At 36.2% G+C, this 15170-nt stretch carries 16 protein-coding genes; all 16 read left to right on the forward strand.

Annotated elements, in window-relative coordinates; genetic code table 11:
* Positions 1 to 114: 114 nt before the first annotated feature.
* The 16 genes from EZV73_RS04360 to EZV73_RS04435 all read left to right on the forward strand — a co-directional run bounded on the left by EZV73_RS04360 (position 115) and on the right by EZV73_RS04435 (position 15170).
* Entirely contained in the window at positions 115 to 1002 is an 888-nt protein-coding gene (locus tag EZV73_RS04360; protein WP_240838632.1) for an alpha/beta hydrolase, read from the forward strand.
* A 10-nt stretch (positions 1003 to 1012) separates the two neighbouring features.
* The gene (locus tag EZV73_RS04365) at positions 1013 to 1723 is read left to right on the forward strand and encodes a response regulator transcription factor (RefSeq protein ID WP_240838634.1); all 711 of its coding nucleotides are present in this window, start codon (positions 1013 to 1015) and stop codon (positions 1721 to 1723) included.
* Complete coding sequence (locus EZV73_RS04370; protein WP_240838636.1) at positions 1716 to 2729, forward strand: cell wall metabolism sensor histidine kinase WalK; 1014 nt, start codon at positions 1716 to 1718, stop codon at positions 2727 to 2729. Before EZV73_RS04365 ends, EZV73_RS04370 begins: the two co-directional genes overlap by 8 nt.
* Positions 2726 to 3628 (forward strand): ATP-binding cassette domain-containing protein, encoded by a 903-nt coding sequence (locus EZV73_RS04375; RefSeq protein ID WP_240838638.1) that lies wholly within the window; start codon positions 2726 to 2728, stop codon positions 3626 to 3628. The genes EZV73_RS04370 and EZV73_RS04375 overlap by 4 nt, the downstream gene beginning before the upstream one ends.
* Positions 3629 to 4339 (forward strand): ABC transporter permease, encoded by a 711-nt coding sequence (locus tag EZV73_RS04380; protein WP_240838641.1) that lies wholly within the window; start codon positions 3629 to 3631, stop codon positions 4337 to 4339. It abuts the gene before it with no gap.
* Entirely contained in the window at positions 4336 to 5226 is an 891-nt protein-coding gene (locus tag EZV73_RS04385) for an ABC transporter ATP-binding protein (protein WP_240838643.1), read from the forward strand. Before EZV73_RS04380 ends, EZV73_RS04385 begins: the two co-directional genes overlap by 4 nt.
* A gap of 4 nt (positions 5227 to 5230) precedes the next feature.
* Entirely contained in the window at positions 5231 to 5959 is a 729-nt protein-coding gene (locus EZV73_RS04390; RefSeq protein WP_240838645.1) for an ABC transporter permease, read from the forward strand.
* Position 5960: 1 nt separating this feature from the next.
* Entirely contained in the window at positions 5961 to 6494 is a 534-nt protein-coding gene (locus tag EZV73_RS04395; RefSeq protein WP_240838648.1) for a GNAT family N-acetyltransferase, read from the forward strand.
* A 94-nt stretch (positions 6495 to 6588) separates the two neighbouring features.
* On the forward strand, positions 6589 to 7197 hold the full coding sequence (locus EZV73_RS04400) for a TetR/AcrR family transcriptional regulator (protein ID WP_240838651.1): 609 nt from the start codon (positions 6589 to 6591) through the stop codon (positions 7195 to 7197).
* Between the two features lie 8 nt (positions 7198 to 7205).
* On the forward strand, positions 7206 to 8285 hold the full coding sequence (locus EZV73_RS04405) for an efflux RND transporter periplasmic adaptor subunit (RefSeq protein WP_240838654.1): 1080 nt from the start codon (positions 7206 to 7208) through the stop codon (positions 8283 to 8285).
* Positions 8282 to 11350, forward strand: coding sequence for an efflux RND transporter permease subunit (locus EZV73_RS04410; RefSeq protein WP_240838657.1), 3069 nt, complete (start codon positions 8282 to 8284; stop codon positions 11348 to 11350). The genes EZV73_RS04405 and EZV73_RS04410 overlap by 4 nt, the downstream gene beginning before the upstream one ends.
* Positions 11351 to 11414: 64 nt before the next feature.
* The gene (locus tag EZV73_RS04415) at positions 11415 to 12299 is read left to right on the forward strand and encodes a N(4)-(beta-N-acetylglucosaminyl)-L-asparaginase (protein ID WP_240838660.1); all 885 of its coding nucleotides are present in this window, start codon (positions 11415 to 11417) and stop codon (positions 12297 to 12299) included.
* Entirely contained in the window at positions 12293 to 12955 is a 663-nt protein-coding gene (locus tag EZV73_RS04420; protein ID WP_240838662.1) for a copper homeostasis protein CutC, read from the forward strand. The genes EZV73_RS04415 and EZV73_RS04420 overlap by 7 nt, the downstream gene beginning before the upstream one ends.
* Before the next feature lie 134 nt (positions 12956 to 13089).
* Positions 13090 to 13728 (forward strand): pyroglutamyl-peptidase I, encoded by a 639-nt coding sequence (gene pcp, locus EZV73_RS04425; RefSeq protein WP_240838664.1) that lies wholly within the window; start codon positions 13090 to 13092, stop codon positions 13726 to 13728.
* Between the two features lie 20 nt (positions 13729 to 13748).
* The gene (locus EZV73_RS04430) at positions 13749 to 13997 is read left to right on the forward strand and encodes a helix-turn-helix transcriptional regulator (protein WP_240838667.1); all 249 of its coding nucleotides are present in this window, start codon (positions 13749 to 13751) and stop codon (positions 13995 to 13997) included.
* Between the two features lie 84 nt (positions 13998 to 14081).
* Positions 14082 to 15170 (forward strand): SPFH domain-containing protein, encoded by a 1089-nt coding sequence (locus EZV73_RS04435; protein ID WP_240838668.1) that lies wholly within the window; start codon positions 14082 to 14084, stop codon positions 15168 to 15170.

Here is a 15170-nt window from a genome sequence, read left to right on the forward strand (position 1 = left end):
TCTAGTATAAATATTGAATTTTTCTAATCAGGTATTAATACCTGGTCATAAGTGTGTTTGTTTCTCATTCCATTTTTTATATGATACAATTAAATGAGTCGAAAGGAGCATGTGATGATAAAGAAATTAAACCAAGATGTATCCGTGTTTTACGAGCATTGGCAAGCAAAAGAAGCAGAAAAAGGTGTCGTACTTTTAGTACACGGCATGGCTGAGCATATTATGAGATACAATGAATTTGCAACCTATTTATCAAATAGTGGTTATCATGTCTATGGATATGATCAAAGAGGTCATGGCAAGACTGCTGGAAGCGTAGATAACTTAGGCTATTTTGGGCCTGGTGGTTGGCATGCGGTTGTTGAAGATGTAAAAGATATGGCAGCATTTATAAGAGAAACACATGAGTGTCCAGTTTATTTATTTGGACATAGTATGGGGTCGTTTGTATCAAGAGACTTTGCATCTAAGTATTCTCATATGATAGATGGTTTAATTTTATCAGGTACAGGTTATAAGTCTGGTCTAACAGGCCAGATTATGATTGGATTAGCCTCTTTACAGACTGCTCTTAGAGGACCTAAATATCCAAGCAAGTTGATCAGTGGTATGTCTAACAATGTTTTTAACTCAAAGTTTAAACCTTTAAGAACAGAATTTGATTGGTTATCAATTGATGAAACCAATGTAGACACTTATATAAATGATCCTTATTGCGGGACTGTATTTTCTTCAAGTTTTTATAAAGATCTTTTTACAGCAGTAGAAAGAGTTAATAAAGAGGATCGCGTATTAAACATACGTCATGATTTGCCTATTCATATATTTTCGGGTGAAGATGACCCTGTAGGTGGTCATGGTGATGGTGTTAAGAAGGTTTATAAGCTCTTTAGTAAACATGATGTCAGTATGAAACTCTATAAGGGGCGTCACGAAATGCTTAATGAAGATAATAAAGATCAGGTATATAAAGACATATTGGAATGGCTAGATACAAAGTAGTGGAGGCAAGATGAGAAGATCAAAGATCTTGGTTGTAGAAGATGAAAGAGAGATAGGATTACTTCTAAAAAAATATTTGGAGGTAGAAAACTACGATGTGGTCTGCAAAGAAGACGGCAAAAGAGGCTTGAATGCCTTTAATGAAGATGTTTTTGATTTAGTTATTTCAGACATAATGATGCCAGAAATGGATGGTGTTGCCTTATGTAAGGCCATTAGGAAAATTTCAAATGTACCTATTATTTTTCTAACGGCTAAAGATGATGAAGTGGACAAGCTATTGGGTCTTATGCAAGGGGCAGATGATTACATCACAAAGCCTTTTAGCATCAAGGAAGTGGTAGCACGTGTGAAGGCGATTTTGAGAAGGTATTTAGAACTCAGTCAAGGTGTTATTCCTGTGGCGATACTTGAAGGCGAAGATATTTCCATTGATTTTACAAACAATACAGTTATAAAAAATGGTCAAGAAGTCAGCCTCAGGACAAAGGAATATGAAATACTTGAGCTTCTAGCCAAACAACCAGATAAGGTTTTCTCCAAAGGTCAAATATTTGAAAAAGTATGGGGTTCTGAATACCTAGGTGACGATAATACCGTAATGGTTCATATAAGAAGAATAAGAAACAAATTAGAAGACGATCCTAATGAGCCAAGATATATCCAAACTGTTTGGGGACTAGGTTATAAGTTTACATTGAAAGATGAATCAGATGAATAAAACATATGTAAGAAGCACAGTCATAGTTTTGATTTTTATTGCCATGATTGTGTCATTTATAAATCAAACAAATCAGCTTGCCTATGTTCTTTTAGGCGTGCTTCTTTTGAGTCTATATTTACTCTGGGGAGATTTAAAGGATAAGAAGGATTTAAAAGAGGTTCTTTCGAGTTTGAATCATTTTTCTGAATCCAAGAAAACAAAGAAAATTCTTGTTCATGGTGATTCGACTTACAAGGACTTAATTTTAAAGCTCAATATGCTTTATGAGGCTTATGAGACCATTGATGTTGAAAAAAGAGTCCAGGCAGAAAGATCAAAGCAGCTCTTATCTAACTTATCACATGATATCAGAACGCCTTTAACGTCAATAATTGGTTATGTGGATGCATTAAATGATGGTGTTATCACAGATGAAGAAGAACTGAAAGAGTTTTTTGAGATTCTTTCTATGAAGTCTAAAAATCTCAAACATCTGACAGAACAGATTTTTAATGTGGCTCGTATTGATGCTGAAGATGTCATGATGGCTTTTGAATACCTTGAACTCAATGAGTTTTTAAGGAATATCGTCATTGATTTTATACCTCAATTTGAAAAGTATGAGATTGATTTTATCAATGAAATCAAAGAAGTCAGATATATGGTCTATGCAGATAAAATTGCCCTTACCAGGGTTTTTCAGAACATTCTTAAAAATGCCATTCAACACGGTAAAGACGGTAAAGTTATTGGAGTAAGAACTAGAATTGAAAACACCTATTACAGAGTGATTATATGGGATAAGGGCAAGGGGATTCCAAAGGCCAAACAGCAGCATATCTTTGAACGCCTCTTTAAGGTGGATGATGCCAGAAAATTCGGCGCATCCAACTCTGGCCTAGGTATGTCTATTGCTAAAAAAATTGTCTTAAAGCATAATGGTCGAATTGATCTAAAAAGTCAGGAAAACCAGTTGACTGAGTTTTTCGTAGAGTTACCAATATTGAAAGAGTTAAAGATATGATAATAGAGTTAAAAAACTTGTCTAAGGTTATCAAGGGCAAAAGGCTGTTAAAGCAGGTTTCTTTAGGTGTTGAAGCAGGTTCTATCTATGGCTTAATAGGTTCTGACCATTCAAGAAAGAGCCTCTTGATTAAAATTATGCTTGGCTTGTCATTAGCGACTGAAGGAGGGGTTCATTTTTTTGATGAACCCTTTAGAAGTGACATGTTAAAGGAAATCGGTGTTTCTATCGATGAAATCAGCTTTTATAAGAATTTCACAGGTAAAGAGAATATCCTTTATTATCTAGAAAACTACAAAGATAAGTTTTTAGATATAGACAAGGAAGGTCATATTGAGTATTACTTTAAGAAGTTTGACCTTTTTACCAATATGAATATGGAGGTAGAAAAGTATTCCTTGGGTATGCTTCAAAAGCTTAGAATCATAAGAGCCTTGATCATAGAACCCAAGATACTTATCTTAGATGAACCGGCAAAATCTTTAGATCCTGTTGCCTTGAAGGCTTTAAAAGATGAGCTGATAAAGCAATCTGAGGCTGGTGTTACTATTTTTATTGCAACATCAATGCTGGACTTTATCTCAGATTTGGCCAGTCATATTGGTATTTTGCATTATGGTGAAATCATCTATGAGATGGAGACTGATAAAAGGGAAGAAAATCAGCAGTCTTTTTTAGAAATACATTCTGATGACCTGCCTAAGCTGATTTTAACCATTGAAAGGCAGTTAAGCATCTTTGATTATGAAGTGATTCATGATCATGTCATTAGAATCACAGAGAAGGTTGATAATAACTTGGTTATCAAAACTTTGATTGAAAATGATATTCAGATATCTCATGTAAAAGATGGATTTAAAAGTTTAGAGGAAATTTTTCTGGAGGCAGTAGGGGATTAGATGAACTTATTTAGGTATGAACTGAAAAAGTTAAGTAGCGCCAACTATTTGGTTGCTTCTTTCTTGGTTATGTTATTGGTACCACTGATCACACTCTTGTGGATTTCTTTAAATCCAAGAGCTTTTTTGCTGGGTGACTTTAATAAGATGAACTTGATTTTTCTAGGCCTTATTGGGACAAAAACCATTTTTCCTATGACAGGCATGCTTTTGATGAAGGTAGAATATGATTCAAATGGCTTTATCAGTGCCTTTGTGTCACCTTTAGAAAGACGGAAACTTTTTTTAATCAAGTTCGTAATAGCCAGTGTTTGGTCTGTTTTGCTGATTTTATTTTCTGTTTTGGTTGTTATTGTTACTGAGGTTATTTTGTTTAATGACTTGAGCATAATCGGTTTAATTATCAGTCAAATAGACGCTTATTTTTACTTAATACTTTACACCATTCCATTTATCGTCTTTGGCATGTTTTTGGCCTATGCTTTCAAACATACCATCATTCCTCTAATTGGTATGTCTGTGACCATTGTAACTGGTTATTTGATGCAACTCTTTAACAAGAACTTGTACTTGCCAAGTGCCATTCCGGAGTTTATATTATCACCTTATAGAGAAGCTAAAATCAACACAGCCTATCTTATCCTTTATACCTTTGGGATTTTAACAGTCCTACTTATGGATAGGATGATTTACAAAAGGGACAACATATGAAATACATGATAGAAACACGAGGTTTGACAAAAACATATGGAGAAGAAACGGTTATAGATGGTCTTGATCTAAAGATTCACACAGGGGAAATTTTTGCTCTGTTAGGCCTTAATGGAGCTGGTAAGACAACAACCATTAAGATGTTGATGGGTCTTACTCATCCATCTTCCGGTCAGATTCGATATATGGGTAGTGAAATTGATAAAGATGTCTTTAAAAGAATCGGGAGTGTATTAGAAAGACCTGGCTTTTATAAGAATATGACAGTTTATAAAAACCTGCAGCTCATACAAAATATCGTTGGCAGCCATCAGGCAGATAATATTGACGAGGTTTTAAAGTCTCTTAAGATGGATGCCTTTAAATACGAGAAGGTAAAGAACTTAACAGACGCTCAAATACAGAAACTGGCTCTTTGTAGGGCTCTCTTAAACAGTCCTGAAATACTTATTTTAGATGAACCTATGAACGGTCTTGACCCTAAGTCTGTTAACGAGATAAGAAGGCTTTTGATCCGTTTGTCCAAGGAAAAGAATATGACTATTTTAATATCCTCTCATGTATTATCTGAAGTAGAGAGGATGGCAGATAGAATAGGTATCCTAAAAGAGGGTAAGTTGGCAGAAATTGTTGGTAGGGGGGACTTCTATCAAAGAGCCAGCGACCGTTATTTAATAAAGGTTAAGGATAAGGCAGGGGTGACCTTGTTTTTAAGGTCTCAAGGCTACTACTGCATGGAGTCAAGAAGTGGTGATTTGTTGGTAAGGATAAGAGAAGACCAGGTCAAAGATTTGTTGTCTCTTCTAGTTAAACAGGACTTTGCAATTCAAGAGGCTTACTTTAAGTCCCTTGACTTAGAAGATATATTTTTGGAGTTGGTAAAGTAGGCTTATGATAAGAAAATTAACGAACGAATTTACAAAACTAAGGTATTCACGAATCCTTTATTTCATAGTGACCTCTACTATTCTCATGCCTGTATCTGTACTGATGTTGGTTGTCATTTTAAACTCAGACATAAGATATGACAGTGTGACTTATCTGGAGTATATGGCCATGATCTTAAAGGCTTTGATATCTCTTGTAGCCATAACCATATATAACTGGGTTGCAGCTGATCTTGTGGCCAGAGAATTTAAAATGGATACCATAAAGTCTCAATTGACCATCCCCATTGAACGTGGCTCTTTTATCTTTACAAAACTCTTGTTTATCAGTTTGATTTTGATGATTATGACCCTCAGTGTTTTCTTAATAGCTACTTTTATCTCTATAGGTATGTCCATGAAGGGCTTTACCCTAACAACTGCAGGTGATCTTTTGATTGTTTTTCTAAAGTCAGGTCTTCTTATGTTGCCCTATGCTTATTTTACAGTTTTTTTGGTATTGGTGCATAAGAATACCTTGATACCTATGGTTATTAATATCATCTTACTTTTAATTGCAAGTGCTATAGGGGGAACGGAGATATCGACTATCTTCCCATGGGCAGCGCCTTATCATATCATCTTTATGAACGATTTAATTTTTTCTTTACAGAAATCTTATATATCTATTTATTTGTTGGGTATAATAAGTATGTACTTATGTAACCTGAAGATAAATAAAATGGAGATATAATATGTATGAGACAAAGCGCTTATTGTTAAAGACACCTAAAGAGATTCAGATAGAAGATGTACTGGATTATTATAGGGAGAACAAGACTTTTCTTGAGCCCTTTGAACCTAAGAGGGAACCTGATTTTTATACATTTAGACAGCAATCTATAGATCTATACAACGATGTTTTTCATTTTGAGCATGGCTCGGCTTTAAAGCTTTATATATTCTTGAAAACGGGTGGTCCAATGATTGGTATTTTAAACTTTTCACAAATCATTGGTGGTCCCTTTAAATCTTGTTATGTCGGTTATTCACTGCTTGAAAGCAAGCAAAAACATGGTTATATGACAGAGGCTTTAATCAGAGGCATTGAGATTATGTTTGAAGAGTATGGTCTGCATAGGATAGAGGGCAATGTTATGCCTAGAAATACAGCATCTATTCATATACTGATAAATACAGGTTTTGTATACGAAGGCACTGCAAGAAAATATTTGATGATCAACGGTCTTTGGGAAGACCATGAACACTATGTACTTTTAAATGAATAGGAATGAATTGTTAATTTTGTTAGATGAACACTTGTTTATTGATGGCCATATGGTAGACTATAATAAACAAGTGTTTATTTTAATTGGAGGTAACATGCAAGTTTTAAAGGAAAGTATTAGGGAAAGAATTGATCAGTCTGCAATAGAATTGTTCAGAAGTCACGGATTTGAGAAGGTATCCATGAGAAAAATTGCTGCCGCCTCACATATGACTGTGGGTAATATATACAGATATTATGATAGCAAGGATCACTTATTTGAAAGTCTTGTTATGCCAACCTTTAACAAAATCAAGGGACTGGTCAGTGATGAGATTACAAAGGAGTTCATAGATACACCAGAACGTAATGCACTATTTGTAAAAAGAATCATTGATATATTTTTAGATATTCATGAAAAAGACGAAGCTGTTTTAGATATATTAATCAATTCTTGTGAAGGATCGTCTATTGATAGTCCGGCAGTGGTTATCTCTAACATGCTTGCCATTCGTATGGAGAGTCTCATAGATAGGTATAATAAAAAGCAGAAGTATAAGATTGATTCCAACTTTATGGCATCCATCTTATGCGAGTCTTTAGTAGATAATTTTATTAAGACACTCTTTAGATTTGACAACAACGATCAAAGACGTATGCATATGTATCATTTGACTCAAGTCTATACAGGCATGTTTATATCAAAAATAGTAGAAAGTGAGTAGTGATTGTTATGAAAAAGCTTTTTATTTTTTTCATATTACTATTGGTAGTTGGTTGTAATCAAGAGCCGCCAGTTGATCTTGAACCAATCCCTAAAAGGGTTCAAGTAGAGTCTGTCAGCGTTCGGTCATTTAAAGATTATGAAGTTTATGTGGGCCACGTTAAAAGTGCGGGTCTTGTGAAACATGCCTTTGAAGTTGATGGCAAAGTAGATCAAGTTATGGTCTCCGTGGGTGATAGGGTAGATCAGGGTCAATTACTAGCAACAGTAGATACTGAAGGTTATAGCTATGCCTTAGATGCAGCTAGAGCAGAGCTGTCATCTGCCCAGTCTCAGTATAATAAGGCTCTAGAATCTTTAACCTATGCAGAAGATCTGTTTTCAGATGTAGATAAACTGTATAAAGAAGGTATTTCTACCAAGTCTGAATATGACAAGGTAAAACTTAATTTAGATGTAGCTTCAAGTGATGTTGACAGTGCAAGAGGTCTTGTTAATCAAGCCAGGACACAAGTGGATGTTAAAGAGTATATGCTAGAACAAACGGACCTTTTTGCCAGTAAGTCTGGTATTGTTGTTGATGTATTAAATGAATCAGGTGAACTTGTTTCAGCAGGGTATCCAGTCCTTGTTCTAAGAGATGCATTACCTGTTTTGTCTTTTGGTGTTTCACAAGAGGACCTTGCTTTTCTGGAAATTGATCAAGTCGTAGATATTACTTATAATGACAGGTTGCTTACAGGTGCTGTTATCAGCATCAATCAAGTACCTGACAGGACAACACAGACCTATGAAGTTGAACTGTCTTTAAATGAAGATTTGCCTTTAGGTGCGATTGCCACTATAAAACTTACGACAAAAGACCTTGAAGGTGTTAAGCTTCCTTTATCAGCCATTAGATCTGATGGGGAAGATTATGTTTATGTGGTTGTTAATGGGCGTGTTGTAAGAAAAAACATTGAGGTTCTGGCAATCTTTAATCAAGAAGTAGTTGTGAGAGGATTAGATGGTGATTGTCTTTTAATCATAGAAGGTATTATGGGTTTAACACCTGGAGATGAGGTTGAATTAGTGGGTGACGAGTCATGATGTCCTTTATAAAAGGAGCAATCCTTAAAAGAAAAATCACACTTTTCATCCTTATGATAGCCATAGGATTTGGTATTTACAACTATATCATCTCCCCAAGACAGGAAACGCCAGAAATAGTTGCCCCGGTTGCCTTGGTATCTGTTGTTTATCCTGGTGCTTCTCCTGAGGACATTGAAGGACTTGTGACGTCTAAAATAGAGGATGAAGTTAGTGAGCTTGAAGGTTATGATTACTCATATTCTTATTCTAGAAACTCCATTGGCGTTATCATTGTAAGATTGGTTTATGATACAGATATTGAAGGTGCTTGGGACGATCTTCGTCAAAGAATGATTGACTTACAATCAGAACTGCCTTCTGAATGTGAAACCATCAGTGTCAATACAGACTTAACTGATACAGCTGGTATGCTGATTGCTATGTCTAGTGATACCTATTCTTATGATCAACTGGAATCTTATGCAAATCGATTTAGAAAAGCACTGGGTCGTATAGATGGTGTTGCTAGAATGGATGTTGTAGGTAAGCAGGAAAAGGAATTGGTTGTTGAAGTAGATTATGAAAAACTCAATGCTTATCAGCTGTCTTACAATGATTTTGTTAATCTGATTAAATCTCAAAATATAGAAATTCCATCTGGTACTGTTGGACATGGCAAAGATAAAATCAATGTAAAGGTATCGGGCTTGTTTGAATCTATTGAGGATGTAGAAAATATTGTTATTGCTGTATCAGAAGAGAATGGGTCTATAGCAAGACTTAAGGATGTAGCGACAGTAGAGCTTAAACTTAAAGATTCAAACTATAAGATCATTCATGACAACAATCAGGCGATTTTACTGTCTGTCTATTTTCAAAACAATAAGAATGTAGTTGCCATCGGTAAGGAAGTGGATACAACTATAGAAGCGCTTCAAAAGACACTACCGGATGATATTGTCTTTACAACCATATTGGATCAACCTAAAACCGTAGATGCCTCGGTTAGAAATTTTGCCTTGAATTTGCTACAGGGTGTAGTCTTTGTTATCATCGTTGTTTTTATTGGCATGGGACTAAGAAACGCTGTTATTGTTTCTACAGCGATTCCTTCATCCATACTCATAACCTTTGCACTGATGAAGGTTGCCGGTATCAAGATTCATCAAATTTCCATTGCCGCCCTTATTGTTGCCCTGGGTATGCTTGTAGACAATGCCATAGTTGTTTCTGATGCCATTCAGGTTAGACTTGATAATGACGAAGATAGTCTGTCGGCGTGCTTAAATGGTGTCAAAGAAGTGGCAATACCTGTCTTAACATCGACACTTACAACAGTGGCTGCTTTTTTACCATTGTTACTTTTGAATTCCATTGCAGGTGAGTATATTTCAAGTCTGCCTTTAATTGTTATGATTTCTTTGGCTGTTTCATACTTAATTGCAATTTTAATCACACCAACCATGGCTTATATCTTCTTTAAGAAGAGAGATGATAAAAACAAGGTAGGTTTCTTTAAGAAAATGTTTGACACTTTCTTACAAGTCGGCTTTAAACTCAAATGGCTGATCGTGCTTATGATGATAGGAATCTTTTGTATCACCATTTATCTAGGCTTTGATTTAGGTCTGCAGTTCTTTCCATTTGCAGATACAGACATGCTTTATATAGAGATAAAGAGTGAACAACCTAGTAATTTTTCAGCCACAGAGGATTTGGTGGATAAAGTTGTAGGTGTCATCAACAAAGAAGAAGTAGTTAACAATTATACAGTGGCAATAGGTGATGGTTTGCCAAAATTTTATCAGACCATGCCAGTGCCGACACCTTCTAAAGACTATGCTCAGATGATGGTTATAGTAGATTTGAATCAGTTTGGAAGAGAGGGTCAATATGAAAATATGACCCAGTATATTGATCATTTACAGGTTGAGATGGACAAACATGTTTATGGTGGTTCTGTAACGGTTAAGCAACTAGAACAGGGCGAGCCAATTGGTGCACCAGTAGTAGTTCGAATCTCAGGAGACAACCTAGATGCTCAAGGAAAGTTTGCAAGTCAAGTTGTAGAAATTTTAAAGGAGATTCCTGGAACTGTCAATGTAGAAAGTGACTTTGGCGAGTACTCTTATGAGTTTTTTGTAGATGTAGATGATTACGAAGCTGGTTATTATGGGATATCCAAATACGATATCCAAAATGAAGTCTCTATTGCTCTTTATGGAAGAAATGCAGGCGTTTACAATAAAGATGCTCATGAATATGATATTCGACTGGTTTCAAATATTAAAGACAAGGATTCACTTGATAATTTAGGTATTAAATCGACGGTTGCACCGTCTAAGGTTATGTTAAAGTCAATTGCTGATATTAGAACATCTAGTTCTTTGCCTGTTATCAAGAAGTATGATCGTGCTTTAACGGTTAGGGTTTATTCCAATGTTAAGTATGGTTACAGCCCTGTAGAAATACAGTCTGAACTGGACAAAAGATTAGAGGGCATCGTACCTTCTGGCATGGAGAAAACCTTTGATGGCGAAAAACAAAAGATACAGGAAAACTTTGGTGAAGTGGGGGAATCTGCGGTTATAGCCCTAGTACTTGTTTATTTGATTCTTCTGATTCAATTTAACTCATTCAAACAACCCCTAGTTATTCTTTTGACCATTCCACTTTCAACATTTGGTTCTATTATGGGTCTAACCCTTTCAGGTCAGAGCTTATCCTTTACAGGGATATTAGGTATTGTGAGTTTGCTGGGGATTGTTGTTAACAATGCCATCGTACTTGTGGACTTTATCAATACAGAAAGAGCTGAAGGCAAGTCCATAGAGGTGGCCTGTAAAGATGCAGTTAATAAGCGTTTTAGACCCATTATGCTGTCTACTATTACAACGGTTATCGGCTTAACACCTCTTATATACTCGGGTAGTGAACTCTTTGTACCGATGGCGATTTCATTGATGTCCGGACTCATGATATCAACTATATTTACATTGATTGTGATTCCTGTTGTTTATAGCATTTTTATGAAAGACTATAAAAAAACAAGTCATGCTCTTAAGATACATGTTAGGCGTTAAATTGACCTGCAAGGATGTTCATCCTTGCAGGTTTTTGTTAAAATAGACAGAGGAGGAGATTTTTATGTGGGGAATAATTGGTACTTGGGCTATGGTAGAAGAAGGTATCCTATTAGGCGGCAGACATTTGAGTGAAAATGGGTCTGTCATGGATGCGATTGAAATGGCTGTTAAAGATGTAGAAAAGAATGAAGCGTACACTTCTGTGGGCCTTGGCGGTCTTCCTAATGAAGCTGGTCAAGTGGAACTAGATGCAGCCTTTATGGATGGTAAAACACTTTCTGTAGGTGCTGTTGCTGGTATTAAAGATTTCTTACATCCGGTTTCTATAGCCAGAAGTCTATTGGATGGTGTATTTAATAACTTTCTAATAGGACCTGGAGCTGAAAAGTATGCTATAGAAAATGGCTTTGAAAGATATCCTATGTTAACACAAAAGGCCAAAGAAAGATGGGAAACACATAAGCTGGAAGTCGAAGGTGGTTTAGCGCCTTATATAGGTCATGATACAGTTTGCGTTGTTGGTATAGACAGTCATAAACATATGGCTACATGTACATCTACAAGTGGTTTATTTTATAAAAAGGAAGGTCGTGTTGGTGACTCTCCAATTCCTGGTTCGGGCTATTATGTCGATGAATCCATAGGTGGTGCAGCAGCAACAGGTCTAGGTGAGGACATTATGAAGGGATGTCTCAGTTATGAAATTGTTATGAAGATGAAAGAAATGTCACCTCAAGCGGCATGCGAAGAGGCTGTTAAATCATTTAATGACAAGTTAATCGAAAGACGAGGGAAGGCTGGAGATATTTCTGTAGTTGCTATGAACTCAGAAGGTGAGTTTGGTGCAGCAACAAACATAGAGTGTTTCCCGTTTGTTGTGATGACACAAACGCGTGGTCTTATGAAGTTTGAAGTCAATCAAAAAGGAGAAATAAAGTCATGTTAGAAGTAATCGCTCAATCAGTAGAAGATGCTAAGGCCATAGAACTTGGTGGTGCAGACAGGATTGAACTTGTCAGTGCTATTTCTGTTGGTGGTTTAACACCTTCTTATGCCATGGTAGAAGAAGTTGTAAAAGCTGTCTATATACCAGTTAATGTAATGATTAGACCGCACGGCTATCATTTCAATTATAAGACTGATGAACTGAAAGTTATGAAAAGAGATATGGAACTGCTGCAAGATCTTGGTATCAATGGTTTTGTTTTAGGTGTCTTAGATGGCAAAAAAGTAGATACAAGGGCTTTAGAATATCTTTTAGAGAATATTAAGTGTCAGGTGACTTTTCATAGGGCTATAGATGAGACAAATGTTGTTGAATCTTTTAAGGCTTTGAGTAAAATCGACAAAATCACCCAAATTCTTACGTCAGGAGGGCCTGGTAAAGCATATGATCATCAGGACATCTTAGATCAACTTTATGAAATAGCGCCAGAAAAACTGCTTTTAGGCTCTGGTATAACCATTAACAATATGAGTGATTTGTTAGAAAAATATCCTCAAGCAGGCTATCATATTGGATCGGATGCCAGAGTTAATCAAACATTTAGTAATAGAATTGATGAAAATCATATCAGAATGATAGTTGATTTGATGAAATAACGACTAAGGAATATTTTTACATTTTCTTGGCTAAATAGACACATATACGGCTATATAAGATAAATAAGGTGAAAAAATGTGTTGTTTGCTATAACATTAGAATATACTTTTATAGCGAATCACAGGGAGGAACTATGAAAGTCTTGTTAACAGGGTTCGACCCTTTTGGTGGCGAATCCATTAATCCTGCATATGAAGCAGTTAAATTGGTAAGAGATAAAATCGGACAGTGCGAGATTATCAAACTCGAGATACCGACTGTATTCAAAAAATCAGTTGAATGTATTGAGGATGCAATTGAAAAATATAAGCCTGAGATGGTGCTGGCAATAGGTCAGGCTGGTGGAAGAGCAACAATTGCCGTTGAGCGTGTTGGTATCAATGTAAATGATGCCAGGATACCGGACAATGAAGGTAATCAACCGATTGATGAAGTGATTTTCGAAGATGGAAACACAGCATATTTTTCTAACTTGCCAATCAAGAAAATGGTAAAGGCTATGCAAGAGCAGCATGTGCCTGCAAGTGTGTCGAATTCAGCTGGAACTTATGTATGTAACCATGTGCTTTACAGCATCATGTATCTGGTTGATAAAAAGTATCCTCAAATGAGAGGAGGCTTTATACACGTACCTTTTATACCTGATCAAGTTAAGGGGAGAGAAGTCGCTTCTTTGCCTGTTGAGACGATCAAGATAGGTATTGAGATTGCCATTGAGACTGCTGTTCATAACCTTAAGGATGAAAAGTTTGTAGGTGGTTCAATATTCTAGAGTAGGTTGGAGGTAAAGGGATGTCGAGAGTAATAGGCAACAGAATAAGGATTTATCGTAAGATGAATGATATGAGACAACAAGCTTTGGCTGATGAGTTAGGTATTAACAGAACATATTTGTCAAAACTGGAGAATTACATTCATAACCCTAGTCCTGAGTTAATGATTAAGGTTTGTGAAGTATTTGAATGTAACTTAGGAGAGATGTTTACAATCGGTACAGACCATTTGGATACAATGGCACCGAGTTTTACAAATCGCGACTAATGAACTGGAAACAGTTCATTTTTTTTTAATGTTTAAATCATCGATTTTGTATTATAATTATATTAGTTATAGATGGAGGTCAAAATGGGATTATTTAAGAAATTTATTAAGAGTCAGTTTATTGAAGTAATTGAATGGACTGAGGTTCAATCTGACCGTATGGTGTACAGATTTCCTGTAGAGAATAAAGAAATTAAGATGGGGGCTCAACTGACAGTAAGACCCTCTCAAATAGCTGTGTTTATTAACGAGGGACAAATAGCGGATGTGTTTGCGCCAGGTCGTTATGAATTAACCACTCAGAACATGCCTGTCATGACAAAGTTAAAGTCTTGGAAGTATGGTTTTGATTCACCTTTTAAGGCGGAGGTTTATTTTGTTTCAACCAAACAGTTTACCAATATGAAGTGGGGAACCAAGAATCCTGTTATGATGCGTGATCAAGAATTTGGTCGTGTGAGAATCAGAGCGCTTGGTGTTTACGCTTTTAAGGTGAATGATGCTGTTCTATTCTTGAGAGAGATTTTCGGAACAACTGGTGATTTTAGAACGGAAGCTATTCAAGATTATTTAAGGGGGATTGTTGTAGGTTCTTTATCAGACCTGTTTGCAGAATCAAACATCCCTGTTATGGATTTCACTTCAAACTTAGATGAACTTGCACAAGGTGGTAAAAGCAAACTTCAGGAAGCCTTCAATGAAATTGGTTTTGAACTGACTAAGTTTGTGATAGAAAATATATCACTACCAGAAGAAGTGATGTTAGCTATGGATGAACGCAATAAGATGTCAATGTTAGGTGTTGATAATTATGCAACTTATAAGACCCTTGATGCTGTAGGCAAGGCTGCAGAAAACCCTGGTGGCGGTATGGCAGGAGCTGGTGTTGGTTTAGGTGCTGGTGCAGCACTTGGTAATATGATGGCTGATGCAATGAAGACCAAGTCAGTATCTTGTAAACATTGTCAGGCTTCAATTCCAGAAGGCTCAAAGTTTTGTCCGTCATGTGGACAGGCAACGACTGATTTAACACCTTGTATTTCATGTGGTCAGCCATTAGAAAAGAACAGTAAGTTTTGCTCATCATGCGGCGCTAAACAAGAGAAGACTTGTCCATCTTGCAATAAGCCTGTATCGGGTAATTTCTGTCCAGACTGTGGTACTAAGGTATAA

The organism is Acidaminobacter sp. JC074 (assembly GCF_022496765.1).
Taxonomy (GTDB): Bacteria; Bacillota; Clostridia; order Peptostreptococcales; family Acidaminobacteraceae; genus JABXKX01.

Excerpts from the sequence above, each read along its gene's own strand:
- EZV73_RS04435 (WP_240838668.1), top strand. The coding sequence starts at position 14,082 with ATGGGATTATTTAAGAAATTTATTAAGAGTCAGTTTATTGAAGTAATT.
- EZV73_RS04385 (WP_240838643.1), top strand. The coding sequence starts at position 4,336 with ATGAAATACATGATAGAAACACGAGGTTTGACAAAAACATATGGAGAA.
- EZV73_RS04390 (WP_240838645.1), top strand. The coding sequence starts at position 5,231 with ATGATAAGAAAATTAACGAACGAATTTACAAAACTAAGGTATTCACGA.
- EZV73_RS04360 (WP_240838632.1), top strand. The coding sequence starts at position 115 with ATGATAAAGAAATTAAACCAAGATGTATCCGTGTTTTACGAGCATTGG.
- EZV73_RS04430 (WP_240838667.1), top strand. The coding sequence starts at position 13,749 with ATGTCGAGAGTAATAGGCAACAGAATAAGGATTTATCGTAAGATGAAT.
- pcp (WP_240838664.1), top strand. The coding sequence starts at position 13,090 with ATGAAAGTCTTGTTAACAGGGTTCGACCCTTTTGGTGGCGAATCCATT.
- EZV73_RS04375 (WP_240838638.1), top strand. The coding sequence starts at position 2,726 with ATGATAATAGAGTTAAAAAACTTGTCTAAGGTTATCAAGGGCAAAAGG.
- EZV73_RS04365 (WP_240838634.1), top strand. The coding sequence starts at position 1,013 with ATGAGAAGATCAAAGATCTTGGTTGTAGAAGATGAAAGAGAGATAGGA.
- EZV73_RS04410 (WP_240838657.1), top strand. The coding sequence starts at position 8,282 with ATGATGTCCTTTATAAAAGGAGCAATCCTTAAAAGAAAAATCACACTT.
- EZV73_RS04380 (WP_240838641.1), top strand. The coding sequence starts at position 3,629 with ATGAACTTATTTAGGTATGAACTGAAAAAGTTAAGTAGCGCCAACTAT.
- EZV73_RS04405 (WP_240838654.1), top strand. The coding sequence starts at position 7,206 with ATGAAAAAGCTTTTTATTTTTTTCATATTACTATTGGTAGTTGGTTGT.
- EZV73_RS04400 (WP_240838651.1), top strand. The coding sequence starts at position 6,589 with ATGCAAGTTTTAAAGGAAAGTATTAGGGAAAGAATTGATCAGTCTGCA.
- EZV73_RS04415 (WP_240838660.1), top strand. The coding sequence starts at position 11,415 with ATGTGGGGAATAATTGGTACTTGGGCTATGGTAGAAGAAGGTATCCTA.
- EZV73_RS04420 (WP_240838662.1), top strand. The coding sequence starts at position 12,293 with ATGTTAGAAGTAATCGCTCAATCAGTAGAAGATGCTAAGGCCATAGAA.
- EZV73_RS04395 (WP_240838648.1), top strand. The coding sequence starts at position 5,961 with ATGTATGAGACAAAGCGCTTATTGTTAAAGACACCTAAAGAGATTCAG.
- EZV73_RS04370 (WP_240838636.1), top strand. The coding sequence starts at position 1,716 with ATGAATAAAACATATGTAAGAAGCACAGTCATAGTTTTGATTTTTATT.